This window comes from Polaromonas sp. UBA4122 (assembly GCA_002381615.1).
Taxonomy (GTDB): Bacteria; Pseudomonadota; Gammaproteobacteria; order Burkholderiales; family Burkholderiaceae_C; genus Polaromonas.
The window spans coordinates 744-27,709 of the sequence record DFWY01000037.1; the positions used below are offsets into that span (position 1 = coordinate 744).

General features: G+C 60.9%; 25 protein-coding genes. 11 read left to right on the forward strand and 14 right to left on the reverse strand.

Translation table 11 applies throughout. The features are described 5' to 3' along the window. On the forward strand, positions 1–3,228 hold a 3,228-nt coding region (locus tag B3F77_RS05500; RefSeq protein WP_293603993.1), incomplete at its 5' end, for an efflux RND transporter permease subunit. Positions 3,229–3,236: 8 nt separating this feature from the next. Next, a complete protein-coding gene (locus tag B3F77_RS05505; RefSeq protein ID WP_293603994.1) occupies positions 3,237–4,649 on the forward strand; it encodes an efflux transporter outer membrane subunit in 1,413 nt (470 codons plus the stop codon). A 117-nt stretch (positions 4,650–4,766) separates the two neighbouring features. Here B3F77_RS05505 and B3F77_RS05510 read toward each other — a convergent pair whose 3' ends face one another. After that, positions 4,767–5,357: an NAD(P)H-dependent oxidoreductase gene (locus tag B3F77_RS05510; protein WP_293603995.1), complete on the reverse strand. Its 591-nt coding sequence runs from the start codon at positions 5,355–5,357 to the stop codon at positions 4,767–4,769. 167 nt (positions 5,358–5,524) lie between these two features. Here B3F77_RS05510 and B3F77_RS05515 point away from each other — a divergent pair, with 167 nt between their 5' ends. The 3 genes from B3F77_RS05515 to B3F77_RS05525 all read left to right on the forward strand — a co-directional run bounded on the left by B3F77_RS05515 (position 5,525) and on the right by B3F77_RS05525 (position 7,063). Then, positions 5,525–6,013 carry a HugZ family protein gene (locus tag B3F77_RS05515; RefSeq protein WP_293603996.1) on the forward strand — a complete coding sequence of 163 codons (489 nt, stop codon included), beginning with the start codon at positions 5,525–5,527 and terminating at the stop codon, positions 6,011–6,013. Between the two features lie 85 nt (positions 6,014–6,098). Further along, entirely contained in the window at positions 6,099–6,854 is a 756-nt protein-coding gene (locus tag B3F77_RS05520; RefSeq protein WP_293603997.1) for an SDR family NAD(P)-dependent oxidoreductase, read from the forward strand. Positions 6,855–6,910: 56 nt separating this feature from the next. After that, positions 6,911–7,063 carry a hypothetical protein gene (locus B3F77_RS05525; RefSeq protein ID WP_414702964.1) on the forward strand — a complete coding sequence of 51 codons (153 nt, stop codon included), beginning with the start codon at positions 6,911–6,913 and terminating at the stop codon, positions 7,061–7,063. A 196-nt stretch (positions 7,064–7,259) separates the two neighbouring features. Here B3F77_RS05525 and glmM read toward each other — a convergent pair whose 3' ends face one another. The 4 genes from glmM to B3F77_RS05550 form a co-directional block, all read right to left on the reverse strand. Next, entirely contained in the window at positions 7,260–8,591 is a 1,332-nt protein-coding gene (glmM, locus tag B3F77_RS05535) for a phosphoglucosamine mutase (RefSeq protein ID WP_293603998.1), read from the reverse strand. Positions 8,592–8,726: 135 nt separating this feature from the next. Beyond that, entirely contained in the window at positions 8,727–9,584 is an 858-nt protein-coding gene (gene folP / locus B3F77_RS05540) for a dihydropteroate synthase (protein WP_293603999.1), read from the reverse strand. Between the two features lie 105 nt (positions 9,585–9,689). After that, positions 9,690–11,612, reverse strand: coding sequence for an ATP-dependent zinc metalloprotease FtsH (gene ftsH, locus B3F77_RS05545; RefSeq protein WP_293604000.1), 1,923 nt, complete (start codon positions 11,610–11,612; stop codon positions 9,690–9,692). A 130-nt stretch (positions 11,613–11,742) separates the two neighbouring features. Beyond that, positions 11,743–12,429, reverse strand: a complete 687-nt coding sequence (locus B3F77_RS05550) for an RlmE family RNA methyltransferase (RefSeq protein WP_293604020.1) — start codon at positions 12,427–12,429, stop codon at positions 11,743–11,745. Between the two features lie 102 nt (positions 12,430–12,531). On the opposite strand from B3F77_RS05550, the gene B3F77_RS05555 reads away from it, so the two are divergent. The 3 genes from B3F77_RS05555 to B3F77_RS05565 all read left to right on the forward strand — a co-directional run bounded on the left by B3F77_RS05555 (position 12,532) and on the right by B3F77_RS05565 (position 15,882). Further along, positions 12,532–13,005, forward strand: a complete 474-nt coding sequence (locus B3F77_RS05555) for a YhbY family RNA-binding protein (protein ID WP_293604001.1) — start codon at positions 12,532–12,534, stop codon at positions 13,003–13,005. Positions 13,006–13,108: 103 nt separating this feature from the next. Continuing rightward, entirely contained in the window at positions 13,109–15,172 is a 2,064-nt protein-coding gene (locus B3F77_RS05560; RefSeq protein ID WP_293604002.1) for a M3 family metallopeptidase, read from the forward strand. Between the two features lie 44 nt (positions 15,173–15,216). Then, the gene (locus B3F77_RS05565; protein WP_293604003.1) at positions 15,217–15,882 is read left to right on the forward strand and encodes a glutaredoxin family protein; all 666 of its coding nucleotides are present in this window, start codon (positions 15,217–15,219) and stop codon (positions 15,880–15,882) included. 27 nt (positions 15,883–15,909) lie between these two features. Here B3F77_RS05565 and rpiA read toward each other — a convergent pair whose 3' ends face one another. Continuing rightward, positions 15,910–16,581, reverse strand: a complete 672-nt coding sequence (rpiA, locus tag B3F77_RS05570) for a ribose-5-phosphate isomerase RpiA (RefSeq protein WP_293604004.1) — start codon at positions 16,579–16,581, stop codon at positions 15,910–15,912. Between the two features lie 101 nt (positions 16,582–16,682). Between rpiA and B3F77_RS05575 the strand changes: the two genes are divergently transcribed. Both B3F77_RS05575 and B3F77_RS05580 read left to right on the forward strand, forming a co-directional pair. Next, positions 16,683–17,771 (forward strand): quinone-dependent dihydroorotate dehydrogenase, encoded by a 1,089-nt coding sequence (locus tag B3F77_RS05575; RefSeq protein ID WP_293604005.1) that lies wholly within the window; start codon positions 16,683–16,685, stop codon positions 17,769–17,771. 165 nt (positions 17,772–17,936) lie between these two features. Continuing rightward, positions 17,937–19,994: an NADPH-dependent 2,4-dienoyl-CoA reductase gene (locus tag B3F77_RS05580; protein ID WP_293604021.1), complete on the forward strand. Its 2,058-nt coding sequence runs from the start codon at positions 17,937–17,939 to the stop codon at positions 19,992–19,994. 149 nt (positions 19,995–20,143) lie between these two features. On the opposite strand, the gene B3F77_RS05585 is transcribed toward B3F77_RS05580, so the two are convergent. Continuing rightward, entirely contained in the window at positions 20,144–20,401 is a 258-nt protein-coding gene (locus B3F77_RS05585) for a hypothetical protein (RefSeq protein WP_293604006.1), read from the reverse strand. Between the two features lie 81 nt (positions 20,402–20,482). Between B3F77_RS05585 and B3F77_RS05590 the strand changes: the two genes are divergently transcribed. Beyond that, on the forward strand, positions 20,483–21,079 hold the full coding sequence (locus tag B3F77_RS05590) for a 3'-5' exonuclease (protein ID WP_293604007.1): 597 nt from the start codon (positions 20,483–20,485) through the stop codon (positions 21,077–21,079). Between the two features lie 95 nt (positions 21,080–21,174). On the opposite strand, the gene dnaB is transcribed toward B3F77_RS05590, so the two are convergent. The 7 genes from dnaB to B3F77_RS05625 form a co-directional block, all read right to left on the reverse strand. Further along, positions 21,175–22,587 (reverse strand): replicative DNA helicase, encoded by a 1,413-nt coding sequence (gene dnaB / locus B3F77_RS05595; RefSeq protein ID WP_293604008.1) that lies wholly within the window; start codon positions 22,585–22,587, stop codon positions 21,175–21,177. Positions 22,588–22,769: 182 nt separating this feature from the next. After that, positions 22,770–23,222 carry a 50S ribosomal protein L9 gene (rplI, locus tag B3F77_RS05600; protein ID WP_293604009.1) on the reverse strand — a complete coding sequence of 151 codons (453 nt, stop codon included), beginning with the start codon at positions 23,220–23,222 and terminating at the stop codon, positions 22,770–22,772. A gap of 11 nt (positions 23,223–23,233) precedes the next feature. Then, positions 23,234–23,518, reverse strand: coding sequence for a 30S ribosomal protein S18 (gene rpsR / locus B3F77_RS05605; protein WP_011801778.1), 285 nt, complete (start codon positions 23,516–23,518; stop codon positions 23,234–23,236). Positions 23,519–23,528: 10 nt separating this feature from the next. Beyond that, complete coding sequence (gene priB / locus B3F77_RS05610; RefSeq protein ID WP_293604010.1) at positions 23,529–23,840, reverse strand: primosomal replication protein N; 312 nt, start codon at positions 23,838–23,840, stop codon at positions 23,529–23,531. A gap of 48 nt (positions 23,841–23,888) precedes the next feature. Next, on the reverse strand, positions 23,889–24,254 hold the full coding sequence (rpsF, locus tag B3F77_RS05615; protein ID WP_293604011.1) for a 30S ribosomal protein S6: 366 nt from the start codon (positions 24,252–24,254) through the stop codon (positions 23,889–23,891). A 187-nt stretch (positions 24,255–24,441) separates the two neighbouring features. Then, entirely contained in the window at positions 24,442–26,553 is a 2,112-nt protein-coding gene (locus B3F77_RS05620) for a sodium:solute symporter family protein (RefSeq protein ID WP_293604012.1), read from the reverse strand. 3 nt (positions 26,554–26,556) lie between these two features. Then, on the reverse strand, positions 26,557–26,817 hold the full coding sequence (locus tag B3F77_RS05625; RefSeq protein WP_293604013.1) for a DUF4212 domain-containing protein: 261 nt from the start codon (positions 26,815–26,817) through the stop codon (positions 26,557–26,559). Positions 26,818–26,966 lie beyond the last annotated feature (149 nt).

Consider the following 26,966-nt stretch of genomic DNA (forward strand, 5'->3'; position numbering starts at 1 on the left):
GCGCTGGCGGGCATGGGCGCCTTTTTTGTGCTCCCGGTTTCGCCGCTGCCGCAGGTGGACTTTCCCACCATCTCGGTGAGTGCGTCGGTGCCCGGTGCCAGCCCTGCCACCATGGCCAGCAGTATTGCGACGCCGCTGGAGCGGCGTTTGGGCGTGATCGCGGGCGTGAATGAAATGACGTCTAACAGCGGCTCGGGCTCTACCCGCGTCACATTGCAGTTTGACCTGAACCGCAAAATTGATGCGGCTGCGCGGGAAGTGCAGGCCGCCATCAACGCCTCCCGCGCCGACCTGCCCGCCACGCTGCGCAGCAACCCGACCTACCGCAAGGCCAATCCGGCCGCTGCGCCGGTCATGATCCTGGCGCTCACCTCCAAAACCCGCTCGCCAGGCCAGATTTATGACGAGGTCTCAAACCTGGTGCAGCAAAAGATTGCCCAGGTGCCGGGCGTGGGCGATGTGGAACTGGGCGGCGGCTCGCTGCCTGCGGTGCGCGTTGAGCTGAATCCGTTTGCACTCAACCGCTATGGCGTCAGCATGGAAGACGTGCGGGCCGCACTTCAGGCATCGAATGCCAACCGGCCCAAGGGCGAGATAGAAGTTAATAGTGACGGTAGTGGCCAGCGCCTGCAAATTTACTCGGGCGCCAACACGGCTACCGGAGGGCGCCGGGCTGCAGACTATCAAGGGCTGGTGGTGGCCTGGCGCAATAACGCGGCGATACGGCTAGGCGATGTGGCCGAGGTGCTCGATGGCGTTGAAAACACCAACACCCTGGGCCTCTTCAACGGCGAGCCGGCCGTCATCGTGCTGGTGACGCGCCAGCCTGATGCCAACGTGATTGAAACGGTGGACGGCGTGAGCGCCCTGTTGCCGGCCTTGCAGGCCCAATTGCCTGCTGACGTGCGCTTGCAGGTGGCCTCTGACAGAACGCTCTCCATTCGCGCGTCGCTGCGCGAGATTGAGCGCACGCTGTTGATATCGATTGCGCTGGTGGTGTTGGTGGTTAGTGCGTTTTTACGCAGCGCGCGCGCCACTTTGATTCCCGCCGTGGCCACCGTGGTGTCGTTGCTGGGCACTTTTGCAGTAATGTATTTGCTGGGTTTCAGCCTCAACAACCTTAGCCTGATGGCGCTCACGGTGGCCAGCGGCTTTGTGGTGGACGACGCCATCGTGGTGCTTGAAAACACCAGCCGCCACATTGAGGCGGGCATGGACCGCTTCAAGGCAGCGCTGCTGGGTGCACGCGAAGTCGGTTTCACCGTGCTGTCCATCAGCTTGTCTCTGGTGGCGGTGTTCATCCCGCTGCTCTTCATGGGCGGTCAGGTGGGGCGGCTGTTCCGTGAATTTGCGGTCACGCTGTCGGCGGCGGTGTTGATCTCGCTGCTGATTTCGCTGACCACCACGCCCATGATGTGCGCCTGGTTGCTCAAGCCCGATGACAGCAGCAAGCCGCCCGGGCGCATTGCACGCTGGTTTGAAAATGCCTTCAAGCGCATGCTCCGCCTCTACGAAGTCAGCCTGGACTGGGCGCTGGCTAACCGGCTGTTGGTGATGCTGATACTGCTGGCCGTCATCGTGCTCAATGTTTATCTCTATGTCGTGGTGCCCAAGGGCTTTTTCCCGCAGCAGGACACCGGGCAGATCAGTGGCGGTCTACGCGCCGACCGGAGCATTTCCTTTCAGGCTCTGCAGGGCAAACTGAAGCAATTGGTCGACATCATCCGGCGCGACCCGGCGGTGGACACCGTGGTCGGCTTTACCGGCGGTTCCCGCGCGGGGGGCGGTTTCATGTTCATCAACCTCAAGCCGGTCGCGCAGCGCGCTGAGGCCGGCCAGGCGGTGATTGCGCGGCTGCGTCCGCAACTGGCGCGGGTCACCGGCGTCGCCCTCTTCCTCAACCCCGTGCAAGACCTTCGCGGCGGCGGCCGTCAGAGCAATTCAACCTACCAGTACAGCCTTAAAAGCGACAACGCGGCCGACTTGGCACTATGGGCCACGCGCCTGGCCGAGCAGATGAAGCGCCAGGACGCGCTGACCGACGTGGACACCGACCAGGAAGAAAGCGGCGTCGAAACCATGGTCACTGTGGACAAAGAGAGCGCGGCGCGACTGGGCATCAGCTCACGCGATGTGGACAACGCGCTGTACAACGCGTTTGGCCAACGCCAAGTGGCTACCATTTATAGCGAGCTGAACCAGTACCACGTGATCATGGAGGTGGCGCCGCGCTTTACCCGCAGCCCCGAGTCGCTCAAGGACATCTACATCCCGGCCAAAGGCGGCAGTGGCACGACGCTGGCCACGGCGGCGGCGTCCAGCACCACAGCGAATGTGGTGAACCCGGCCTTGCGCGACCCCTCCACCGGTCAGTCCCTGAGCTCGTCAGTCACAACCATGGTGCCGCTGTCGGCCATTGCGCGTTTTAGCGAGGGCGCCACGGCTGCCTCGGTCAGCCATGAGGACGGAGAACTCTCCACCACGGTGTCTTACAACCTGGCCGAGGGCAGCACCATCAGCGATGCCGAGGGGGCCGTGCGGCAGGCGGAAGCCGAGATTAGCCTGCCCAACAATGTGCGCGGCAGTTTTGCGGGAACGGCACGCAGCGCCCAGGAGTCGCAGGGGCAACAGCCGCTGCTGATTCTGGCCGCTCTGGTAGTGATTTACATCGTGCTCGGCATTCTTTACGAGAGCCTGGTGCATCCTCTCACGGTGATCTCCACGCTGCCCTCGGCTGGCGTGGGCGCCGTGCTGGCGTTGATGCTGTTCAAGATGGAGTTTTCCATCATCGCGCTGATCGGGGTTTTCCTGCTGATAGGCATTGTCAAGAAAAACGCCATTTTGATCATCGACTTCGCCCTTGAAGCCGAGCGAGCGCGCGGCATTTCCGCCGTGGAAGCGGTGCGTGAAGCCTGCTTGCTGCGCTTTCGCCCTATTTTGATGACCACACTGGCCGCCATCCTGGGCGCCTTGCCGCTGGCCATCGGGTTTGGCGAGGGCACCGAGCTGCGCCGCCCGCTGGGTATCGCCATCATTGGCGGGCTGATTGCCAGCCAGCTGCTCACCCTGTTGACCACGCCGGTGGTGTATGTCCTGCTCGACAAGCTGCGACGCCGCAGCCCATCCGAGCGCCAGCTAAGCCGTCATCGCGATGAACCTTCATCCAGTCATCCGCCCACCGAGCCATCCAGCGAGCCAACTGCAGGCAGCCCGCTGCAACTGCAATGAGTGATTCCATGCGCCCAAGCTTTACCCCTCACCTGTGCGCCGCTGCGGTGCTGGCCCTGCTAGTCAGTGGCTGCGCCGTCGGCCCCGACTACCAGCGCCCGGCCAGCCCCGACGTCAGCAGCTTCAAGGAAGCTGAAGGCTGGGTGCCCGCTGCGCCCGCCGATGCGCTTGAACGTGGCCCGTGGTGGTCGCTGTTTGGCGACCCGGTGCTCGATCAGTTTGTCGAGCGCGTGGAAGTGTCAAACCAGAACGTAGCGATTGCCGTGGCCGCCTATGCCCAGGCGCGCGCACTGGTGCGCGAGCAGCGGGCCTCGCTGTTCCCCTCAGTCACGCTGGATGGCAAGGGAAACCGTTCCGCCAGTGGCGGCAACAACGGCAGCGTCAATAACAACTACCAGCTCAGCCTGGGCGGCAGCTGGGAGCCCGACGTCTGGGGCCGCCTGGGCCGCGCGGTGGATGGCGCCACGGCAGGCGCACAGGCCAGCGCAGCAGACCTGGCATCGGCCCGGCTGTCGGCCCAGGGAGAACTGGCTGTCAACTACTTGTCGCTGCGCCAGACGGATGCGCAAAAGGCACTGCTTGAAGGCACCATCGCCGGCTACCAGCGCGCACTGGAAATCACGCAAAACCGCTATACCGCAGGCATTGCCGCCAAAACCGACGTGCTGCAGGCACAAACCCAACTGGCCAATGCGCAGGCCGAAGCCGCCGGGCTGCAACGCCAGCGCGCCCAGCTCGAACACGCCATCGCCGTGCTGGTAGGCGAAGCACCGGGCAACTTCACACTGCCACCTGCGACCTGGAACCCCGTGGTGCCAGAAGTCCCCGTAGGCGTGCCTTCAACGCTGCTGCAGCGCAGGCCTGATATTGCCGCCGCAGAGCGCCGCGTGGCCGTGGCCAACGAGCAGATCGGCATCGCCAAAAGCGCCTACTACCCCCAACTCAGCCTGAGCGCTTCTTATGGGCTGGGCGCCAGCCGTGTGGCGGACCTGTTCCAGGCGTCCAGCAGCGTCTGGGCTGTGGGTCTTTCGGCGGCGCAAGTGCTTTTCAACGCCGGAGCCACCGGCGCCCGCGTGGAAGGCAGCGAGGCCGCGCACGCGCAGGCGGTGGCGCGTTATCGGCAAACGGTACTGGCCGCGTTTCAAGGCGTTGAAGACCAGCTGGCCGCCACCCGCGTGCTGCTGACCCAGCAAGCGTTGCGCCGCCAGGCGTCAACGGCAGCCGACCAGGTGGAGCAGCAAGTGCTCAACCGCTACCGCAGCGGCCAAGTCAGCTACACCGAGGTCATCACGGCGCAGGCCACCGCGCTAAATGCACGCCGCGCGCTGGTGCAAGCCATGGCGGACCGTCAAACCACCGCAGTGGCCCTGATCCAGTCACTGGGCGGCGGTTGGCAGGCTGGGCAGTCAGCCGGTCCATAGTGGTAATGCTATATTTTTAGTAGCTGCTTACGCACGTATCCATTGGGCTAGAAACTGATTTGATGCACAAAAATGGCAATACCCTTCCCGCGTCTGAACCCAGAGGATTCCTGTACCTCATTGGGCCCTGCTCCCGAGCTTGCGCAGCTTGGCCTGCCACTCGCCCACCCCGGCGTCCCCCAGACGGTCCACCCTGCCAATCAGGGTTTCGTGTACCGGTGCAATGCCGACAAAGCCCAGGATATTGCGCTCCAGTGATTTGACGCTGTGTGCGCGGAAATACCACCGATAAAGCAGCGCCGGCATGCCCATGGTGACCACCACGCGCGCTGACCGGCCGGTCAGCCCTTTGCGGCCGAAGGGATTGTCACCTTCCGCCTCGAAGGCAAAGCCCGGCCGCGCAAGCTGTTCAAGAAATCCCTTGAGCATGGCTGGCATGTCACCCAGCCACAGCGGGAAGAACAGCACCAGATGCTGCGCCCAGGCAATGTCCGCCTGGGCCGCCGACAAGGCCGGTGGCAGCTCGCCATGTTCCCAGGCCTCCTGGCTGCGCAGCAGAGGAAAATCCAGCGTCGCCACGTTGACGTGGCGCACCTCGTACCCCGCCGAGAGTGCGCCGCTGGCATATGCATCCTCCAGCAGGTGGCACAAATGACGCCGGGTTGCTTCCGGATGACCCTGAATGAGAAGAATGCGTTGTACTGCCATGTCTGACTCCTGCGGCGCGGCGTGGACACTGTCTAATAATTGCAGTGTGCAGCGCAGCGCATCTTGATGCAAAGCAAAGCAAATGCTGTAACCATACGAACGACGCGCGCGGTGTCAGAATCAGCCTGCTCCTCCCTTATCGAATGCGGCTCCAACCCGCCCATGACATGACCCATGAACCCCGCCTGACCCGTGCCCTGCGCGAGTTGCTCTCCACGCGCCGCGTCGCTGCGCTAGGCACCCTGGATGACCACCAGAATGCCCAGCCCTTTGTCTCGATGGTGCCCTTCGCACTGCTGCGCACCGAAGGCTGCCTGGTCATCCACGTGAGCGGCCTGGCCGCGCACACGCGCAACCTGATCGCGCACCCTCAGGTGTCGCTGATGGTCATGGCAGCCGAGGCTGACGGTAAGCCGGTGCATGCCTTGCCGCGCGTGACACTGGATGCCGTGGCGCAGCTGCCGGAGCGTGACAGCACCCTGTGGGCCGCCACGCGCGCCGCCTACCTCGCGCGCTTTCCCGAGGCCGAACCCATGACGACGCTGGGCGATTTCATGTTCGTGCTGCTGCGCCCCACCGGCGCGCGGCAGGTGGCGGGTTTCGGGGCTGCTCGCAACGTGGATGCTCATGAGTTGACCCAGGTGCTGGGTGGCTGACTCACACCATGACCCTGTCGGCACGCCCCGGGGCCTGATCCCGACCTGCTCGCCGCATCCGCTGCCATGTCTGTAACATAGCAGCATGACGCAACACCTCTTCATCCTCACGGGCGCCTCGCGCGGCATGGGTCTGGCCATGGCGCAGCAACTGCTCCAGCCCGGCCACACGCTGCTGTGCCTGTCTCGCCACCCCGACGACGCACTCGCCACGCAGGTATCTGGCAGTGGCGCGACGCTGATTCAGTGGTCGCAAGACCTGGCCGACGGCGCAGCCGCCAGCGCCCGCCTGGCCGACTGGCTGAGCATGCAGGCTACCGACGCCTGTGCCAGCGCCACGCTGATCAACAACGCCGGTGTCATCGGGCGCATCGGCCCGCTCGGCGACGCCGATGCAGCCGACCTGGCCCACGCCTTGCGCGTGGGGCTCGAAGCGCCGATGCAGCTCACCGCCGCCTTTCTGCACGCGACGGCGGACTGGCCATGTGTGCGCAAAGTGCTGAACATTTCCTCGGGTCTGGGCCGACGTGCCATGGCCTCGCAGGCCGCCTATTGCGCGGCCAAGGCCGGTATGGACCATTTCACGCGCTGCGTGGCGCTTGACGAGGCGCTCAAGCGTAACGGCGCCAGGGTCTGCTCGCTCGCCCCCGGCGTAGTCGACACCGACATGCAGGTGCAGTTGCGCGGCGCCGATGCCGCAGCGTTTCCGGATCAGGTCAGCTTCGCCAGCCTGAAAGCCAGCGGCCAACTCACCTCACCCACTGATGCCGCAGCAAGGGTGCTCGCCTACCTCGCCCGACCGGATTTCGGAACCCATCCGGTCGCCGATGTGCGGGACTGATTTCCCCTGGCTGAGCCGGTAGCGGATGCAGTTCAGGCGCACCTTCTGCGCATTGCATGCCACAAATCGCCAACCTGCGCCGCGTCGGCTACGACCCGCTCACCAGCGTGGTGAGTATTCCCGAGGCCCTACCACCAGACATCATCCACGGCTGCGGCGGTGCCTGTTCCGATAGCGAGCGCGCCGAGTCCCTCGCCCCAGCCGCATGAGCACGGTTCCGGCCACCGTCCCGTCCACGCGGATGCCGTGACACACCACAGCCCGCTTGAAGACCTCCAGGCGCTGATCACGGGCACGCTGTTTGTACCGCTGGGCGTGGTGATGTTCGGCCATGCCGGGTTGCTGACGGGGATCGCCTTCCTGAGCCAGCCAGCGCTAATGATTTCGTTATCTACGAGCACCGCCTCAGGACCGCACGGTATCCGCAATGCGCTCGGCACAGGCCTTGGCCTGCTTGGTGTCACGCGCTTCGACCATGACCCGCAGCAGTGGCTCGGTGCCGCTCGCGCGAATCAGCACGCGGCCGGAGTCGCTCAGCTCGACTTCCACGGCTTTGGTAACGGCTGCCAGTTTCTCGCTGGTTTCCCAGTCCTGCCCGGGCTTGAGGCGCACATTGATCAGGATTTGAGGAAACAGCACCACATCGCTGAGCAATTGCGCAAGCGTCTTTTTGCTGCGCACGCAGGCTTGCAGCACCTGCAGCGCGCTGATGATGCCGTCACCGGTGGTGTGTTTGTCTAGCGCCAGCATGTGGCCCGAACCTTCGCCACCGAGCAGCCAGCCGCGCTTGCTGAGTTCTTCGAGCACATAACGGTCGCCGACCTTGGCGCGCACAAACTCGACACCCTTGGCGTTTAGGGCCACTTCCACGGCCATGTTGGTCATCAGGGTGCCCACCGTGCCCGGCACTTTTTCCCCACGCGCCAGCCGCTCGTTGACCATCAGGTACAGCACTTCATCGCCATTAAAAAGCCGTCCTTCAGCGTCCACCATCTGCAGTCGATCAGCATCCCCATCCAGCGCGATGCCGTAATTCGCCTTGTTGGCCCTGACTGCGGTAATCAGCGCTTCGGGGTGGGTGGCACCGACCTCGTGGTTGATGTTCAGGCCGTCGGGCGAGCAGCCGATGGCAATGACTTCGGCGCCCAGCTCGTGAAAGACCATGGGCGCAATGTGATAGGCCGCGCCATGTGCGCCATCGACCACGATCTTCATACCCTTGAGGGTCAGGTCATTGGCAAACGTGCTCTTGCAAAACTCGGTGTAGCGCCCTGCCGCATCGTCAAGGCGACGCGTCTTGCCGATCGAGGCCGAGTCGGCCCATACCGGTGGCTCGTCGAGTGCGGCCTCCACAGACAGCTCCCAGGCATCGCTGAGCTTGGCGCCCTGGGCGCTGAAAAACTTGATACCGTTGTCGGGGTAGGCATTGTGGCTGGCACTGATCACGACCCCCAGGCTGGCGCGCTGGGCGCGTGTGAGGTAGGCTACGCCCGGCGTGGGCAGGGGCCCGAGCAGCACTACATCCACGCCTGCGGAATTGAAGCCGGACTCCAGCGCACTTTCCAGCATGTAACCCGAAATACGGGTGTCCTTGCCGATCAGTACGGTCGGACGTGATTCGGTCCGGCGAAGGACGCGGCCGACGGCATGCGCGAGCCGCAGCACAAAGTCGGGTGTGATGGGCGGCTGGCCCACCGTGCCGCGAATACCATCGGTACCAAAGTATTTTCTTGTCATGTTGCTTATCCCTGCGGGCCTGTTGTTCTGTTGCAGTAAAACGATTTGCACTATTCTAGGACCCTGCGCTGGATTGCTCCGTGCGGTGGGCAGCATACGAGCTGCTATCAGCGCAGAGATGCAAGGCACCCAAACCTATCGCGCAGCCGCCCAGACCTTTAGGGCTTGCACGGTCTCGCGCACGTCATGCACACGCACCACGCGAGCGCCGCGATCAACCGCGAGCAACGCCGCCGCAACGCTGGGCACCATGCGGTCTGCAATGTCCATCTGGACCATAGCGGCCAAAGAAGTGCTGCTCACGGCCGCCAGGGACGACTTGCGCGACCAGGCTGCCAGCAGCGGATAGCCGACCGCCAGGAACTCATGCTGGCGCGCCAGCAGCGAGAAATTTTGCGCCACGGTTTTTCCAAAACCGACACCCACGTCGAGCACAATGCGGGCCTTGTCAACGCCAGCGGCTTGCAGATCGCGCGCAGCACGCTCCAGAAAAGATAGCACCTGCAGCACCACGTCCCCTTCCATGGGGGCCATCTGCATGGTTTGGGGCTCGCGGTGCATGTGCATGAGGCAGACCCCGCAGCTCGGGTGCTCTGCCACCATCTGCTTCGCGCCGGGCTGGCGCAGAGCCCAGACGTCATTGATGATGTCAACGCCCAAGTCCAGCACGGCACGCATAACCTCGGGCTTGTAGGTATCTACCGACAGGGGTACACCAAGTTTGACTGCATGCCGAACGACAGGCAGCACACGCGCCAGTTCCTCCTCCAGTGGCACGGGCGGCGCCCCGGGACGGGTGGACTCGCCACCAATGTCCAGCAGGTCGGCGCCGTCCCTGATCAACTGCTCGCAGTGCGCAAATATACCGGAAAAACTGCCGTTCTGCGTGAAGTATTTGCCGCCATCAGAAAATGAGTCAGGCGTGACATTGACAATGCCCATGACGCGCGGCTGCGACAAATCAATCTGAAAGCGTGAGGTTTGCCAAATCACGGAATGGCCTTATAAATATTCATCAAGACAAAAAAAGCAGCGTACAAAGAAAAACCGGGGACTGGCCCCGGTTGTCATGACTTGCAAACTGTCTTCGCCCGATCTTCAGGCCACTGTCGCCGCCGGATCAGTACTCACGGCAGGAGTGCCGCCGCTGGGGCCGCCACCACCACCCACGGAAGAATTACGCGGTGTCCAGTCCTTGGGTGGACGTGGTTCCTTGCCGGCGATGATGTCGTCGAGCTGGTCAACGTCAATGGTTTCCCACTCAAGCAAGGCTTTGGCCATGGCGTGGATCTTGTCCTTGTTATCTTCAATCAGCTTGCGTGCCTGGGCATACTGCTGGTCGATGATGCGGCGCACTTCCATGTCGACCTTCTGCATGGTCGACTCGCTCACATTGTTGGTCTTGGTCACCGAACGGCCCAAAAACACTTCGCCTTCGTTTTCGGCATATACCATGGGGCCCAGAGCCTCGGTCATGCCATAACGCGTGACCATGTCGCGCGCCAATGCCGTGGCCCGTTCAAAGTCGTTGCTAGCGCCGGTGGTCATCTGGTTCATGAAAACTTCTTCGGCAATACGTCCACCAAACAGCATGCTGATCTGGCTGAGCATGTATTCGCGGTCGTAGCTGTAGCGGTCTTGCGCCGGCAGGCTCATGGTCACACCCAACGCACGGCCACGCGGAATGATCGTGACCTTATGCACCGGATCGCACTTGGGCAGCATCTTGCCAAGCAAAGCGTGGCCGGACTCGTGGTAGGCAGTGTTTCTGCGCTCTTCCTCGGGCATGACCATGCTCTTGCGCTCGGGGCCCATGAGGATTTTGTCCTTGGCTTTTTCAAAGTCCTGCATCTCCACCACACGCGCATTGCGGCGTGCAGCCATGAGAGCGGCTTCGTTGCAGAGGTTGGCCAAGTCTGCACCGGACATGCCGGGCGTTCCGCGGGCAATCACGCTGGCGTTCACGTCCTGGCCGAGCGGAACCTTGCGCATGTGCACGTTCAGAATCTGCTCGCGGCCACGAATGTCGGGCAGGGTGACATACACTTGGCGGTCAAAACGACCGGGGCGCAGCAAAGCGGCATCCAGAATATCGGGACGGTTGGTGGCAGCCACCACGATGACGCCGACATTGGTCTCAAAACCATCCATCTCGACCAGCATTTGGTTCAGCGTCTGTTCGCGCTCGTCATTGCCACCGCCCAAGCCAGCGCCACGCTGACGGCCAACGGCGTCAATTTCATCAATAAAGATGATGCAAGGCGCGTTTTTCTTGGCGTTTTCAAACATATCGCGGACGCGGGCCGCACCCACGCCGACAAACATTTCAACGAAATCGGAGCCGGAAATCGAGAAAAACGGAACTTTGGCTTCGCCGGCAATGCCTTTGGCGAGCAGGGTTTTACCGGTTCCCGGAGGGCCAACCAGCAGCAAACCGCGCGGAATGCGGCCGCCCAATTTCTGGAATCTTTGCGGATCTTTCAGGAAGTCAACGACTTCCTTGACCTCTTCCTTGGCTTCGTCGCAGCCAGCCACATCGGCAAAGGTCACGACATTCGTGGACTCGTCGAGCATGCGGGCCTTGGATTTACCAAAGCTGAACGCGCCGCCCTTGCCACCACCCTGCATTTGCCGCATGAAATAAATCCAGACGCCAATCAGCAACAGCATGGGACCCCAACTGACCAACAGGGTCATGAGCAGGGAGCCCTCTTCACGGGGTTTGACGTCAAATTTCACGTCATTGGCGATCAGGTCGCCCACCAGACCGCGGTCGAGGTAAGTCGCCGTGGTGCGGATTTTTCGGTCGTCAGTAGTGGTGGCCGTTATCTCAGTACCGCTCTGACCTTCCGCAATGGTCGCAGTCTTTATGCGCCTGCCACGCACTTCATCCAGAAACTCGGAATAACCCAAGTAGTTGGAACTGGCACCGCTATGTGTATCAAATTGCTTGAAAACGGTGAACAGCACCATTGAGATCACCAGCCAGATTGCAATTTTTGAAAACCACTGATTGTTCAAGGACTACTCCAATATAAGAACAAAATTCACATGCGTCTGATTTTAGGCTTTTCAAGGGCAAACCAGCATGAAACCGGCCACGCCCCTTGGCTTCAAGCGGATTTAGGTGATTTTTGCCACCGTGCAGCTTTTATTTACCTGCGTCTGCGCCATTTTTAAGCCCCATGCCAACCAGAAAGGTTTCGGACGAATTGGAACGCGAAGCCTTGGGTTTCATGGGTTTAACCACCTTGAACGAAGCGCGGAACAGCTTGACCAACTCGTCATAGCCGCTGCCGTGGAACAGCTTGACAACGAGCGCACCGTCCGGCTTCATCCTGTTTTGGGCAAACTCCACCGCCAGTTCAACCAGATGGGCGATGCGTGCCGCGTCAGCCGATTCAATGCCCGACAGATTGGGTGCCATGTCCGAAATGACAAGGTCAACCTTGACAGGCCCTTTTTCGGCGGCCAAAGTCTGCTCCAGTTTTTGTAGCACTTCGGGCTCGCGAAAATCGCCCTGGATGAAGACCACACCCTCAATTGGCTCCATGGGCAACATATCAAGACCAATGATGCGGCCATTAAGTGCCCCTGCGGCCGCCCCGGTGGGCGAAAGCTTGCGCCGCACGTACTGACTCCAGGCGCCCGGCGTGCTGCCCAGGTCCACCACACAGTCACCCGGTTTGATGAGCCCGAGCGTTTCATCCATTTCCTTCAATTTGTAAGCAGCTCGGGCACGGTAACCGTCTTTTCGGGCCTGTTTCACGTAGGGATCGTTGATGTGCTCGTGCAACCACGCTTTATTAACCTTTTTGCCCTTGGGATTACCCTTCATGTTCACCTTCGCGCTTACTTTCGTAGCGGCGTTCGCGTCTGTCTTTGAATTTACTTTCATACCATCTATTGTCCTCTTGTGGACTACCCCGATAATTAGGGCATGGCTCAAATACAACTTACCCCTGCCCAGCGCAAAGAACACCGCGCCGATGCGCATCACCTCAACGCGGTCGTGATGATTGGCTCCGACGGCCTGACCGATGCTGTCAAGAAGGAAACCGACGCGGCGCTCAACGCGCACGGGCTTATCAAAGTGCGGGTGCAGTCCGACGACCGGGCCGGACGCGAAGAAATCTTTCAGACGCTGGCCGACGAACTGAATGCGGCCCCTATCCAGCACATTGGCAAGCTGCTGGTGTTGTGGCGGCCTGTGCCGGAAAAAGAAAAAAAGGTCAACGAAGACCGCATGCCCGGCCCGCGCGATGTGAAAGTGCTGAAGAACAGTTCGCGCTATGGCCAGCGGCCCGAGGTCAAAACCCTGCGCGTATTGGGCAACCAGCGCCTGACGCCGGGCGGCACCGTCAAACGCTCCAAGCCGAAGCAGCGCAGCATCAAGAAAAGCTCGCAGGACTGAGCCTTTCCCCGGATCGGTCCCGCCGGCCAGTTCCTGCGCTTCCTGGGCCCAACAGCCCTTGTCAGCCCTTTAGATTCGCCCCATCAGCCCACAGCTTGACGTCATGACTAATCCACTTCTCGACTTTTCTGACCTTCCGCTGTTTGACCGTATCCTGCCTGAGCACGTTGGACCGGCAATTGATAAGCTACTGGCTAAAGCGGATGCCGCATTGGAGCAGGTGACCGCGCCTGATTTCCCGGCCCGCTGGACCGACATTGCCCGTGTACTCGATGTCGCCACCGAAAATCTGGTTCGCGCCTGGGGCGCCGTGAGCCATCTGAACAGTGTGGGGGACACGCCCGAATTACGGGCCGCCTACAACGCCGCCCTGCCCCGGGTGACCGAGTTCTGGACACGGCTGGGTGCTGATGAGCGCCTGTACGCCAAATATAAAGCCATCGATGTAGGCACCCTGAATACCGAGCAACGCCAGGCGCACAAAAACGCCATCCGCAACTTCGTGCTGTCGGGCGCGGAGCTCACCGGTGCGGCCAAGGAGCGCTTCGCCAACATCCAGGAGCGCCAGGCCGAACTGAGCCAGAAATTCAGCGAGAACGCGCTGGACGCAACGGATGCCTTTGCTTATTACGCCACAGCCGATGAGGTCGTAGGTATCCCCGAAGACGTGCTTCAAACAGCCCTGGAACAAGCCCAGGCCGAAGGCAAGGCGGGCTACCGGCTCAGTCTGAAAATGCCAAGCTACCTGCCCGTCATGCAATTCGCTCACAGCAGCGCGTTGCGCGAAACCCTTTACAAGGCCTACACCACGCGTGCCAGCGACCAGGCGCCGGCTGAATTCAGCCAGTTCGACAACAGCGCCGTCATGCATGAAATTCTCGCGCTGCGGCTGGAAGAAGCCCAACTCCTGGGCTACGGCAATTTTGGTGAAGTGTCGGTAGTGGCCAAAATGGCCCAGTCCCCTGAGGAAGTGGTCACCTTTCTGCATGATCTGGCCCGACGCGCCCGCCCCTATGCCGAAAAAGACGTCGCCGACCTGCGCGCCTTTGCCGCTGAGCAACTGAACCAGCCCAATCCCCAGCCTTGGGATTACGCCTACATCGGCGAAAAACTCAAGGAAGCGCGCTACGCCTTCAGCGAGCAGGAGGTCAAGCAATATTTCACCGCGCCCAAAGTGCTGGCTGGCCTTTTCAAAATTGTTGAAAACCTGTTTGAAGTGGCAATTCGGCCGGACTCCGCACCCGTGTGGAAGCCTGGTGTGGCGTTTTACCGCATTGAGCGCAACGGCCAGTTGATGGGCCAGTTCTACCTTGACCAGCCCGCCCGCACCGGCAAGCGAGGCGGGGCCTGGATGGACGATGTACGCGCCCGCTGGCTGCGACCTGATACGGGCGTGCTGCAAACGCCGGTGGCGCATCTGGTCTGCAATTTTGCCGAGGGCGTGGGCGGTAAGCCTGCCTTGCTGACCCACGACGATGTGACCACCCTGTTCCATGAGTTCGGCCACGGCCTGCACCATATGCTCACACAGGTGAATGAGCGCGACGTCTCGGGCATCAGCGGTGTCGAATGGGACGCGGTTGAGCTGCCAAGCCAGTTCATGGAAAACTTCTGCTGGGAATGGGACGTGCTCAAGCACATGACAGCGCATGTTGATACCGGCGAGCCGCTGCCACGCGCGCTGTTTGAAAAAATGCTGGCCGCCAAAAACTTCCAGAGCGGCATGCAGACGCTCCGCCAGGTCGAGTTTTCGCTGTTTGACATGCTCTTGCATACCTCGCACAACCCATCGGATGACCTGATGGGCCTGCTTAACGAAGTGCGCAAGGAAACGGCTGTGATTTCTGCCCCGGCCTACAGCCGTACCGCGCATACCTTCAGCCATATCTTTTCGGGTGGCTATGCGGCTGGCTATTACAGCTACAAATGGGCTGAAGTACTGTCGGCCGACGCCTATGCGGCCTTTGAAGAAACCGCAGCAGCGAGCACAACGGCAGATGCTGGCGAAGACTCCGGCAAAACGACCGTGACGGTGGAAACCGGCAGAAAATACCGGCAGGCCATCCTGGAGGCAGGCGGAAGCCGACCGGCCATGGAATCGTTCAAAGCCTTCAGGGGCCGCGAGCCTTCTCTTGATGCACTGCTGCGCCATCAGGGCATGACGTAAAAGTAAATGCTGAAAGCCTGTAATTCGAGACAGACTGGAAACCCATGAACCCAAACCTCGTTCAATATTTCGCACCCAGGGCCTTGCTGGCCGCAGTCGTGATAGCCGGTGGTCTTTTCTCGCCCATGTCGCAGGCCCAGCAGGTCTACCGCATCGTGGGACCAGACGGCAAGGTGACTTTTTCCGACCAGCCACCGCCGCCCGCCAGCAATGCCAAAGTCAGCGCTGCCAACGGCAGCTCGGCAGGAGGCGCGGCCTCAGCCGGCCTGCCTTTTGAACTGCGGCAGGTCGCCACCAAATACCCAGTGACTTTGTACACCGGCAACAACTGCGCGCCTTGTGGCGCCGGCCGCTCCCTGCTGATAAGCCGCGGCGTTCCGTTTACCGAAAAAACGGTCGCCACCAATGAAGATACCCAAGCCCTTCAGCGCATGAGTGGCGACAGCTCGCTGCCATTCATGACGATTGGAAGCCAGCAGCTCAAGGGATTTTCCGACGCAGAATGGACGCAGTTCCTGGATGCAGCCGGCTACCCCGCGTCATCAGCGTTGCCCGCCAGCTATCGGCGACCGGCGCCAGCATCGCTGGTGACCGTCGCTACGCCACCGGCTGCACCAGTTGCTGGCGCCGCCGCAGGCACGGCAAGCGGCGGACTCCCTGCCCGACCCGCGGCACAGCCCAACAACAATCCGGCGGGCATCCAGTTCTAACCGGCGTTCAAGACCCCCAAGGCCCGGTTAAAACACCAGCGTCTTGACGCCATCCTCCGTCCCCAGCAGGCACACGTGGGCCTTCTGGAAGGCAAAAACACCCACCGTCACCACGCCAGGCCACTGGTTCACCTGGGATTCAAACGCCAACGGGTCGGTAATCTTCAGGCCCGTCACGTCCAGGAGATACTGGCCGTTGTCGGTGACCAGCGGCGCACCGTCCTTGATCCGCAAGGTCGCGGTGCCACCCAGCGCCAAAAACTGCTGCGCAACACGCTTGGCGGCCATGGGAATCACTTCCACCGGCAGGGGGTAGCAGCCGAGGGTTGCTACATACTTGGACTGGTCTGCAATGCAGACAAATTTGCGGGACTGGGCAGCCACGATCTTTTCACGTGTCAACGCCGCGCCACCGCCCTTGATCATGTAGCCTGCGTGGTCGATCTCGTCCGCACCATCGATATACACCGCCAATTCATCCACTTCCGAGGCATCAAACACCTTGATGCCCAACGCCTGCAGGCGTTCGGTGGAAGCGGCCGAGCTGGACACGGCCCCGGCAATGCGGTCCTTCATCGTGGCCAGCGCATCGATGAATTTATTGACGGTGGAGCCGGTGCCGACGCCGACAATGCTGCCGGCATCCACGTAATGCAGGGCTGCCTGGCCGACCAGGGTTTTGAGTTCGTCTTGAGTCATGTTGGGCTTTAGGGGAAAGTGAGGCTGTTTTTGCGACAATCGAAGCTCGTGTCTTGCGGGCTTGGCCCGGACAATCCACAGCAATCAGTCCGAATTATCCAATGTCCCTGCTCCCCTACTGCCTGGCCCGTCCCTTTTTATTTGGGCTCGACCCCGAAACCGCCCACGAACTGACGATGGCTTCGCTGGCACGCACCCAGGGCACCCCATTGCAGAGGGCCTACAGTGCAAGCCGGGTCAGCGACCCGATAGAACTGGCCGGCCTGAAGTTTCCCAACCGCGTGGGCCTGGCGGCCGGTCTCGATAAAAACGCCTGCTGCATTGACGGCCTGGCCGCCATGGGCTTTGGCTTTGTCGAGGTCGGCACCGTCACTCCCAAGGCACAACCCGGCAACCCCAAGCCGCGCATGTTCCGCCTGCCTGAGGCCAACGCGCTGATCAACCGCCTGGGCTTTAACAACGACGGGCTGGATGCCTTCGTGGCGAATGTGCAGCGCTCCCAAGTTAGAAATCAGGCAGAAAAAAGCCCTTTATTGCTCGGTCTGAACATCGGAAAAAACGCCGCAACGCCAATTGAAAACGCCGCGGACGACTACCTGATCTGCCTCGATGGCGTGTACCCCTATGCCGACTACGTCACCGTCAACATCTCCAGCCCCAACACCAAAAACCTGCGCGCACTGCAAAGCGACGAAGCCCTCGACGCCTTGCTGGGCACGATTGCCGAGCGCCGCGAAGCCTTGGCCCGGCAGCACGGCAAACGTGTGCCCATTTTCGTGAAGATCGCCCCTGACCTCGACGAAAACCAGGTCGAGGTGATAGCCGCCACCCTGAAGCGCCATGCCATGGACGGCGTGGTCGCCACCAACACCACACTGAGCCGCGACGCCGTCAAGGGCCTGCGCCATGCCGAAGAGGCCGGCGGCCTGAGCGGTGCGCCGGTGCTGGAAGCCAGCAACCGCGTCATCCGCCAGCTGCGCGCAGCCCTCGGCGCAGGCTTTCCCATCATTGGCGTGGGCGGCGTGATGAGCGGTGCCGATGCCGTCTCCAAAATCAAGGCGGGCGCGGACGTGGTGCAGATTTACACCGGGATCATCTACAAAGGCCCAAAACTCGTGACTGAAGCCGCACTTTCTATTAAGAACAGCCGCCAGCCCAATAATGACGGTTATAAGCAGCTATCTAATTAATAGCAAAATTATCCTGAGTCCCACTTCAGGGTTTAACCGAAGGCGCGATGAAGCCTGTCCCCTGGATTACTGAGTGCCCGGTCCTGCGCCTCGTGTTGCGACTACCATGCAGGAAGTTTTTGACTCGGAGACCTGCCCTTGGCCACGCCCCCACTCTCCCACCCCGTGCCCTATCCTCACCTGCTGGCCCCGTTGGACCTGGGCTTCACCACCCTGAAAAACCGGGTGTTGATGGGCAGCATGCACACCGGCCTGGAGGACGGGCGCAAGCACTTCCCGGCCATGGCGGCCTATTTTGCCGAGCGTGCACGCGGCGGTGTGGGCCTGATGGTGACGGGCGGCTTTGCCCCCAACATTGCCGGCTGGACCAAACCGTTTGCCGGCATGCTGGCCACCTCTGGCGCGGCGCGCCGCCACAAACAGGTGACCGATGCGGTGCACCTGGAGGGCGGCAAGATTGCGCTGCAAATCCTGCACACCGGCCGCTACGGCTACCACCCGCTGTGCGTGGCACCGTCGCACATCCAGAGCCCGATCTCGCCTTTCGCACCGCGTGAGCTGAGCGTCGGCGGCATTGAGCGGCAAATTCGTGCCTTCATCCGCTGCGCCCAGCTGGCGCGCGAAGCCGGCTACGACGGCATCGAGATCATGGGCAGCGAAGGCTATTTGATCAACCAGTTTCTCGTCACCCACACCAACCACCGCACCGACGACTGGGGCGGCAGCTATGCCAAGCGCATACGCCTGGCAGTCGAGATTGTTCGACGCAGCCGCGAAGCGGTGGGGCACGACTTCATCCTGATCTACCGCCTCTCGATGATTGACCTGATTCCCGATGGCAGCAGCTGGGAAGAAATCGTGCTGCTCGCCAAAGCCGTCGAGGCGGCGGGCGCCACCCTGATCAACAGCGGCATTGGCTGGCATGAAGCCCGCGTGCCCACCATTGCCACGTCGGTGCCACGCGGCGCATTCACCTGGGTCACCAAAAAACTGCGCACCGAGCTACGCGCCGCGGGCGTGATGATTCCGCTGATCACCAGCAACCGACTCAACATGCCCGAAGTCGCCGAACAGGTGCTGGCTGATGGCAGCGCCGACATGGTCAGCATGGCGCGCCCCTTCCTGGCCGACCCAGAGTTTGTCAACAAAGCCGCGCAAGGCCGCGGCAACGAGATCAACACCTGCATCGCCTGCAACCAGGCCTGCCTTGACCACGCCTTCAAGGGCAAGCTGGCCAGTTGCCTCGTCAACCCGCGCGCCGGACACGAGACTGAACTCGTCATCAAAATCGCACCGGCCAAGAAGCGCATCGCGGTGATTGGCGCCGGGCCTGCCGGACTGTCCGCAGCGACCACACTGGCCGAACGCGGCCACGACGTGACGCTGTACGACGCCGCCGACCAGATCGGCGGCCAGTTCAACCTGGCCAAGCGGGTGCCCGGCAAGGAAGAGTTTTCGGAGACCCTGCGCTACTTCGGCCAGCGCATCACGCGCACGGGCGTCAAGCTGCAGCTGAACACGCGCGTGCAAGCCGCCGACCTGCTGGCCCAGAAATTTGACGAAGTCATTCTGGCCACCGGTGTCACGCCGCGCAACCCGCGCATTCCCGGCCAGGATCATCCCAGGGTACTGAGCTACATCGACGTGCTGCTGGGCCGCCAGCCCGTGGGCCAGCGCGTGGCGCTGATAGGCGCAGGCGGCATCGGCTTTGACGTGGCCGAGTTTCTGGTCACGCCCCTCGGCCACTCCACCGCACTCGATCTGCCCGCCTGGCTGGCCGAATGGGGCGTGGCCGACCCCGGCGAAGCACGCGGCGGCGTGGTAAAGCCCCACAGCACGCCGCCAGAGCGTCAGGTCACGCTGCTGCAGCGCAAGCCCGGCAAGCTGGGCTCTAGCCTCGGCAAAACCACCGGCTGGATTCACCGCGCCGCGCTGAAAATGAAAAACGTGGAAATGCTCTCCGGCGTGAACTACGAACGCATCGTCGAACAAGGCTCAGGCCTCGGCCTCTTCATCACCTTTGCCGACAAGCGCCAGGACGGCACCGTGCTTGCCGTCGACAACATCGTGCTGTGCGCCGGTCAGGAGCCCTTGCGCGAGCTGCTGGAGCCGCTTCGCAACGCAGGCGTCAAAACGTACTTGATTGGCGGTGCAGACGAAGCCACCGAGCTGGACGCCAAGCGCGCGATTGATCAGGGGACCCGATTGGCGGCTGTCATCTAGTGTGGCCTTGTCGACCCGGTGCAAGCCGTACGAACCTGGGAAGGCCGCAAAAACGCTATAAAATTAATAGCTGCTTGCGACCGTCCTGTATGGGCTAAAGCCCTATTTAATGCATAAGCATCGGCTGCAGTTCGCCAGGCACTCCTGCCTCAGTCGGGCACAAACCTGTCCTTGAACTTTACCTCGTCTTCAGGCAGTTCAAGCGTGACCACCTGCCCCATCTTGTTGTCGGCCAGCCGGCAAGCCGCAAAAAGGCTGTACTTGCCTTTGAGGTTGTAGCTTTCCAGATCAATCAGCATGTAGGGGTAAGGCACAAAAACTTGGTGTAGAAAAATCGTCCGGTGCCGGTTGCGCGGCGACGGAAAAAGCTTGTAGTGGTCGGTGGTGATGCTTTGTGCTGATGCCATGGTGACTGCTTGTCGGTGTAACGCTCCAGCACAGGGCTGTAAGCTCTAGGGGCCTAATCTTATTCTCATGCATGGAACCCTATGACCGAGCACTTTTTAACCCCTGGCAAAGAAGAGATCGCACTGCTTGAGCCGTTCGAGCGGCTCGCCCTTGGCCAGATTCAGGTGATCGCGACTGCGCAGCAGGCCACCAGCGCGCTGCAGGAACTGGCCGGTGTCACGGCCTTGGGTTTTGATACCGAGTCCAAACCCACCTTTGCCAAAAACGAGGCCTCCTATGGACCGCACATCGTGCAGCTCTCTACGGTGGACAGAGCCTATATCTTTCAGCTTGAAGACGCCGACTGCCGACGCGCCGTGGCGCTGCTGCTGGAGGCCCATAGCATCATCAAGGCGGGCTTTGGCCTGGGCGACGACCGCAGACGCATCACAGCCAAGCTCGGCGTGGACCCGCAAGGCGTGCTCGACCTCAACACCGTCTTCAGGACCAGGGGCTATCGCAAAGACATGGGCGTGCGTGGCGCCGTGGCCGTGATGTTCAACAAACGCTTCATCAAGTCCAGGAAAGCCACCACGTCCAACTGGGCCAACGCCCGACTGTCGGAAGCCCAAGTCATCTATGCGGCCAACGACGCCTATGCGGCGCTTCGGGTATTCAAGGAACTGGGCTTGGATTAAAGGCTATATCTTCTGCGAATTGCGTTAGTAGCGCGGGACTCATCCCCCGTGAATCGACTTATCTGCTGGCTTCACGGTGCCAGGATAGCCGAGGCTCAATAATCCCCACTAGACCCACTCGCCAAACTTTCAAACTTGGTAATCCGGTTGATAAACGCCAGCTTCACGGTCCCGGTCGGGCCGTTACGCTGCTTGCTGATGATGACCTCGGCCACGCCAGGCTCTTTGCAGGCTTCCTTGGTGTAGTACTCATCGCGGTAGATGAACATGATGATGTCGGCATCTTGCTCGATGGCGCCGGATTCGCGCAGGTCGCTCATCATGGGGCGTTTGTCGGTGCGGGATTCCACGCCGCGGCTGAGCTGCGAGAGCGCAATCACGGGGCACTGCAATTCTTTGGCCAGCGACTTCAGGCCCCGCGAGATCTCGCCGACGGCGGTGGCGCGGTTTTCGTCGTTCATGCTGGACGACACGCTCATGAGCTGCAAGTAGTCCACCACGATCAGGCCGAGCTTGCCGCACTGGCGGGCCAGGCGCCTGGCATTGGCGCGCAATTCGCTGACCGTGAGGCCTGGGGTTTCATCAATGTGCAGCGAGATGTTGCGCAGCTTCTCGATGGCCTCGGTCAGGCGCGGCCACTCTTCGTCACTGAGCTTGCCGGTGCGCAAGTGCGTCTGGTCAATGCGGCCAATGGAGCCGACGATACGCACCGCCAGTTGCGACGCGCCCATCTCCATGGAAAACACCGCCACCGGCAGGCCTTCGTTCAAGGCCACATGCTCGGCGATGTTGATGGCGAGTGCCGTTTTACCCATGGACGGGCGTGCTGCCAGGATGACCAGATCGCCGGCCTGAAAGCCGGAGGTCAGGCGGTCCAGGTCGTAAAAGCCGGTCGGCACGCCGGTGATGTCGTTGGGGTTTTCCGACATCTCGGTGACGCGGTCCAGCAAGCTCACCACCAGGGTGTCCATGCTCTGGAAGCCCTGCTGCATGCGCGAGCCCTGCTCGCCGATGTTGAAGATTTTTTGCTCGGCTTCGTCGAGGATGGTTGCCACCGCTTTGCCCTGCGGGTTAAAGGCGTTGGTGGCGATCTCGTCGGAAGCAGCGACCAGCTTGCGCAAGATGGAGCGCTCCCGAACAATCTCGGCGTAGCGGCGAATATTGGCGGCGCTGGGCACGTACTGGGCCAGCGCGTTGAGGTAGCTCAAGCCCCCCACTTCATCGGCCTTGCCCGCGTTTTGCAGGTGCTCGTAGACAGTGATGATGTCCGCCGGTTTGGAGGCGTTGATCAGCGCTCCCGCCGCAGCATAGATGAGCTGGTGTTCGCGGCGGTAGAAGTCCTGGTCGCTCAGCAGGTCTGCTACGCGGTCCCAGGCGCCGTTGTCAAGCAACAGGCCGCCCAACACGCTGGATTCGCCTTCGATGGAGTGCGGGGGAATACGCAACTGGGCGATCTGGCGGTCGGCGCTGTAGCGGGGATCGTCAAAGGTGGAAAGTACGGCAGACATGGGTTTCCTTGAGAGAGGGTAAATGGTACGCCGGGACCGTTAAAACCCATGGGACAAGTTTGTGGATATCTGGGGGAAATCCGGTGGAAATGTGGCCTGGAGATGTGTACAACCAGCCAAAGTGCTTGGCCCAAGAAAAAAGCCGCTCCGAAGAGCGGCTTTTCAGGACAGCGAGATCCCGGTTAGGCGGTTTCGCCGTAGACCGTGACCGTGATGTCAACCGTCACGTCGGTGTGCAGTGCAACGCTCACGGCGTGGTCGCCCACGGTTTTCAGCGGGCCGTTAGGCATGCGGATTTGCGCTTTGGTAACCGCGAAGCCTTGCTTGGTCAATTCCTGAGCAATGTCGAAATTGGTGACGGAGCCAAACAGGCGGCCATCGACACCGGCTTTTTGCGTGAGCTTGACGGTGGTACCGCCGAGCTTTTCGCCCTGGGCTTGCATCTCGGCCAACTTGGCAGCGGCTGTTTTTTCAAGTTCAGCGCGCTTGACTTCGAATTCCTTGATGGCCACTGCGGTGGCGCGACGGGCGCGGCCGGAAGGGATCAGGAAGTTGCGTGCGTAGCCGTCTTTAACTTTGACGACTTCGCCCAGGTTGCCGAGGTTAACGACTTTGTCGAGCAGAATAATTTGCATGGTCGTGCTCCTTACAGGCTACGGTGCTGGTCGCTGTAAGGCAGCATCGCGAGGAAGCGAGCGCGCTTGACGGCGGTGTTGATCTGGCGCTGGAAAATCGCGCGCGTGCCGGTCAGGCGTGCGGGGATGATTTTTCCGTTTTCAGATACGAAATCGCGCAGGGTGTCGATGTCTTTGTAGTCGATTTCTTCAACGCCAGCGGCTGTGAAGCGGCAAAAACGCTTGCGCTTGAACAGCAGGGATTGGGTATTGCGCTTAGGGCGCTTGTCTTTGTTGAAACGTTTTGGTCCGGCCATGATGGACTCCTTAAATAGGGTTCAGTACTTGTTGGAAAGCTTGAATATGAAAAACAACGCTCTTGCTGGTGCGCGCATTGATGAGAAACCCCGTGAACCTGAGCGTTTTACCTAAAGGCAGCTGGACGGCTTGTTCAGCCAGCGATCCGAAAGCAACAGCTCTAACCGTTAACTTGACCTGTCTGCTCGCCTGTCCAGTGATTCCTGCTTCAGAAATTTCAGACTCGTGTTCGAGGATGAAATTGACAGCAGGGATTCCGGCGGGCGTGTAGCGAAGAGCACTTAGCTCGGCGATACAGGCGGTCAGTTCAACGTGGTTCACTGCGGGGTCATTGGCGCAGCAGTGAGTCGTTCAACAGCATGGTGGCAATTACGCCGCATACTCCTGCTGTTGGGTTTTACGGGCTTCTTCCCTCTCGACGTTGCGCATCATGAGGGATGGGCCGGTTTCAGCCTTTTTCTTGACCACGGTCAGGTGGCGCAGCACGGCATCGTTGAACTTGAACGCGTGTTCAATTTCTTCCATCACGGCCTGGCTGGCTTCGATGTTGATGCAGAGGTAGTGGGCTTTACCGAGTTTCTGGATCAGGTACACCAGCTGGCGGCGGCCCCAATCTTCAACACGATGCACGGTTCCACCGCCGGCGGTAATCATGCCCTTGTAACGTTCCAGCATGGCTGGGACTTGCTCGCTTTGATCCGGGTGGATCAGCAAGACGATCTCGTAGTGACGCATAAACTCTCCTTTTGGTTAATGAAAGCTGCCCCAGCGTCGTTAAGGGTGCAGCAAGGCGAAGCCCATGATTATAGCCCGTCGGCAGCCTGGCGCGAAGGAACGGCCCGTCCAGCGCGATAGGGAGGGGGCTTGAAGGCCAGTTCAAGCCCGGTCAAAGGGCAAGGCAGCGCCTGGATGACCGGGGAGTCTAAAGGTTTTTCAGGTCGGGATAACGGATGTATTCCACCAGATCCCGCGCTTTCCGGCTGGGCGGCGGGGTCACCAGGCTCACCAGCACGATCACGGCAAAACCGACCGGTACGCCAAAGAGGCCTGCGGAAATAGGGTCGATACCCCACCAAAGGTGAATGGGCGACGTGATGCCGAAGGTGGCACGCAACCAGGGCTGGGTGGTGAGCATGTAATAGGAAGTCACGCCCAAGCCCGACACCATCCCCAGGGCAGCCGCGCTACCCGTGGCGCGTTTCCAGAAAATACCCAGGCTGAGGGCCGGAAAAAATGAAGCCGCAGCAAAGGAAAAAGCGGCCGATACCAAAAACAGGATGTCCGCTGGCTTTTGGGCCGCCACGTAGGCTGCAAACAAGGCGACGATGAGCAGCAGAATCTTGGACACTGTCACCCGGCTCACGGTCGAGGCATTGGGGTCAATCATCTTGTAATACAGGTCATGACCCAGCGAGTTGGCAATGGTCAGCAGCAAGCCGTCTGCCGTAGAGAGCGCGGCCGCCAGCCCGCCAGCAGCCACCAACCCTGAAATGACATAAGGCAGCCCGGCCAGTTCGGGTGTGAGCAGCACAATGATGTCGCCGCTTATCGTCAGTTCATTGAGCTGCAGGATATTGTCCTTGTTGACGTCGGCCACCGAAAGCAGCGTTGGGTCAACCTTGTTCCACGCACTGACCCATGCGGGCAGCTGGTCAAACGGCGTACCTACCAGCACCGTGAATATTTCATATTTCACCAGCACGGCAAGCGCAGGCGCGGTGAAGTACAGCAGGAAAATAAAGAACAGCGACCACGTGACGGATTGCCGCGCCTCCCGGACGCTGGGAACGGTGTAGTAACGCATCAGAATGTGGGGCAAGGCCGCAGTACCCACCATGAGGCAGAAGATCAATGCCAGAAAATTCCGGCGCGAGCTGTCGTAAAGCTCTTTTTCTTGAGGTGTTCCATCGGGGTCGCCCGAAAACTGGGCCGCATGGGCGGGCATGCCGTTGAGCGGCAGGGTTTTGATGTCCGCTGCGGCTTTGGCCGCCGTCCAGGCCCTGCTTGCAGCGGCCTCATTTTTGGGTAAGGTGGCCAGCGCCTTGCCCGCAGCAGAAATTTCCGCTACCGACGCATTACCGCCCTTCAACATCTCCATCCTCTGGCTGGCGGCCAGTTTGTCGGCAGCCAACGAAGCCGCCGGATGCGCCAGCTTTTCGGCGAGAGCCTCGGAGCGCTGCCTGAATATCGCGCGAACCTGCAGTTCCTTGGGGTCTGTGCTCAGCTCTTTTTCTTTGGCGGTGACCTTCTCCAGCTGAAAACCGTACACCAGTTGCGGCACCGGGATGCCGGTCTGCTTGACTGACAACCAGACCACCGGAATCAGGTAAGCCACGACCAAAATAATGTACTGCGCCACTTGGGTCCACGTCACGGCGCGCATGCCGCCCAGGAATGAACACACCAAAATACCGCCCAAGCCGAGAAAAATCCCGAGTTCAAACGCTATCCCCGTGAGGTAGGACGTGATCAGACCGACGCCATAAATCTGGGCCACAAGATAAGTAAACGAACACAGGATCGCAGCCGCAAGGCCAATCAGCCGGGGCAAATGCCCGCCGTAGCGCTCACCCAGAAAATCAGGAATGGTGAACTGGCCAAACTTGCGCAGGTAAGGCGCCAGCACCAGGGCGACCAGGCAATAGCCGCCGGTCCAGCCCATGATGAAGGCCAGACCGCTGTAACCAGTGAGGTACAGCGTGCCCGCCAGACCGATAAATGAGGCCGCCGACATCCAGTCGGCCCCGACAGCCATGCCGTTGTAGACAGCCGGCACGCGGCGACCCGCCACGTAATACTCGGCGGCGTCGGTCGTGCGGCTCATGACTCCGATGCCCGCGTAGAGACCGATGGTGGCCATCAGAAACGTAACACCTATCCACAGACGTGGCAGACCCATGCGCTCCAGGCCGGCGAGCAAGGTCACAAAAAGCACAAAGCCGACCATATACCAGCTGTAGATGCGGTTCAGCTGGGCCTTGAAGCGCTGCCTTGAAAGCCTGAGTCCTTCGCGGGAACCAAAAAACCTGGCCATGACTCAGTCGTCTCCGTCTGCCACGTCATGCTCAATATCAAGACGGTTCATGTACCAGGCATAAAAGCCGATGATGAGGCAATAGACCAGCAAAGCGCCTTGCGCGCCCATCCAGAAGCTGAAGGGCCAGCCAAAAAAAGTGAAGCTCAGCGCACGCGCGAAGTAGCTCACCACAAAGGTGACGAAAAACCAGATCAGCAACAAGACCGCCGTGACAACGAGGTTCTTGCGCCAGTAGCGGCGATGGTTTTCAGTGAGCCGCATCGCGCACCACGCTGGCTGTTGCCACACGGCCCAGCCCGCTTCCCAACTCATTTTCGCGTTCCAGCTGCGCGGCCACCTTGGGTTCGAACTGGCGGAGGTGCTCAATGACCTTCAGGGCTTTGTCTGGCTGACCCAACGCCAGCCGGACC

Excerpts from the sequence above, each read along its gene's own strand:
- B3F77_RS05505 (WP_293603994.1), top strand. The coding sequence starts at position 3,237 with ATGCGCCCAAGCTTTACCCCTCACCTGTGCGCCGCTGCGGTGCTGGCC.
- B3F77_RS05510 (WP_293603995.1), bottom strand. The coding sequence starts at position 5,357 with ATGGCAGTACAACGCATTCTTCTCATTCAGGGTCATCCGGAAGCAACC.
- B3F77_RS05515 (WP_293603996.1), top strand. The coding sequence starts at position 5,525 with ATGACCCATGAACCCCGCCTGACCCGTGCCCTGCGCGAGTTGCTCTCC.
- B3F77_RS05520 (WP_293603997.1), top strand. The coding sequence starts at position 6,099 with ATGACGCAACACCTCTTCATCCTCACGGGCGCCTCGCGCGGCATGGGT.
- B3F77_RS05525 (WP_414702964.1), top strand. The coding sequence starts at position 6,911 with ATGCCACAAATCGCCAACCTGCGCCGCGTCGGCTACGACCCGCTCACC.
- glmM (WP_293603998.1), bottom strand. The coding sequence starts at position 8,591 with ATGACAAGAAAATACTTTGGTACCGATGGTATTCGCGGCACGGTGGGC.
- B3F77_RS05550 (WP_293604020.1), bottom strand. The coding sequence starts at position 12,429 with ATGAAGGGTAATCCCAAGGGCAAAAAGGTTAATAAAGCGTGGTTGCAC.
- B3F77_RS05555 (WP_293604001.1), top strand. The coding sequence starts at position 12,532 with ATGGCTCAAATACAACTTACCCCTGCCCAGCGCAAAGAACACCGCGCC.
- B3F77_RS05560 (WP_293604002.1), top strand. The coding sequence starts at position 13,109 with ATGACTAATCCACTTCTCGACTTTTCTGACCTTCCGCTGTTTGACCGT.
- B3F77_RS05565 (WP_293604003.1), top strand. The coding sequence starts at position 15,217 with ATGAACCCAAACCTCGTTCAATATTTCGCACCCAGGGCCTTGCTGGCC.
- rpiA (WP_293604004.1), bottom strand. The coding sequence starts at position 16,581 with ATGACTCAAGACGAACTCAAAACCCTGGTCGGCCAGGCAGCCCTGCAT.
- B3F77_RS05575 (WP_293604005.1), top strand. The coding sequence starts at position 16,683 with ATGTCCCTGCTCCCCTACTGCCTGGCCCGTCCCTTTTTATTTGGGCTC.
- B3F77_RS05585 (WP_293604006.1), bottom strand. The coding sequence starts at position 20,401 with ATGGCATCAGCACAAAGCATCACCACCGACCACTACAAGCTTTTTCCG.
- B3F77_RS05590 (WP_293604007.1), top strand. The coding sequence starts at position 20,483 with ATGACCGAGCACTTTTTAACCCCTGGCAAAGAAGAGATCGCACTGCTT.
- dnaB (WP_293604008.1), bottom strand. The coding sequence starts at position 22,587 with ATGTCTGCCGTACTTTCCACCTTTGACGATCCCCGCTACAGCGCCGAC.
- rplI (WP_293604009.1), bottom strand. The coding sequence starts at position 23,222 with ATGCAAATTATTCTGCTCGACAAAGTCGTTAACCTCGGCAACCTGGGC.
- rpsR (WP_011801778.1), bottom strand. The coding sequence starts at position 23,518 with ATGGCCGGACCAAAACGTTTCAACAAAGACAAGCGCCCTAAGCGCAAT.
- rpsF (WP_293604011.1), bottom strand. The coding sequence starts at position 24,254 with ATGCGTCACTACGAGATCGTCTTGCTGATCCACCCGGATCAAAGCGAG.
- B3F77_RS05620 (WP_293604012.1), bottom strand. The coding sequence starts at position 26,553 with ATGGCCAGGTTTTTTGGTTCCCGCGAAGGACTCAGGCTTTCAAGGCAG.
- B3F77_RS05625 (WP_293604013.1), bottom strand. The coding sequence starts at position 26,817 with ATGCGGCTCACTGAAAACCATCGCCGCTACTGGCGCAAGAACCTCGTT.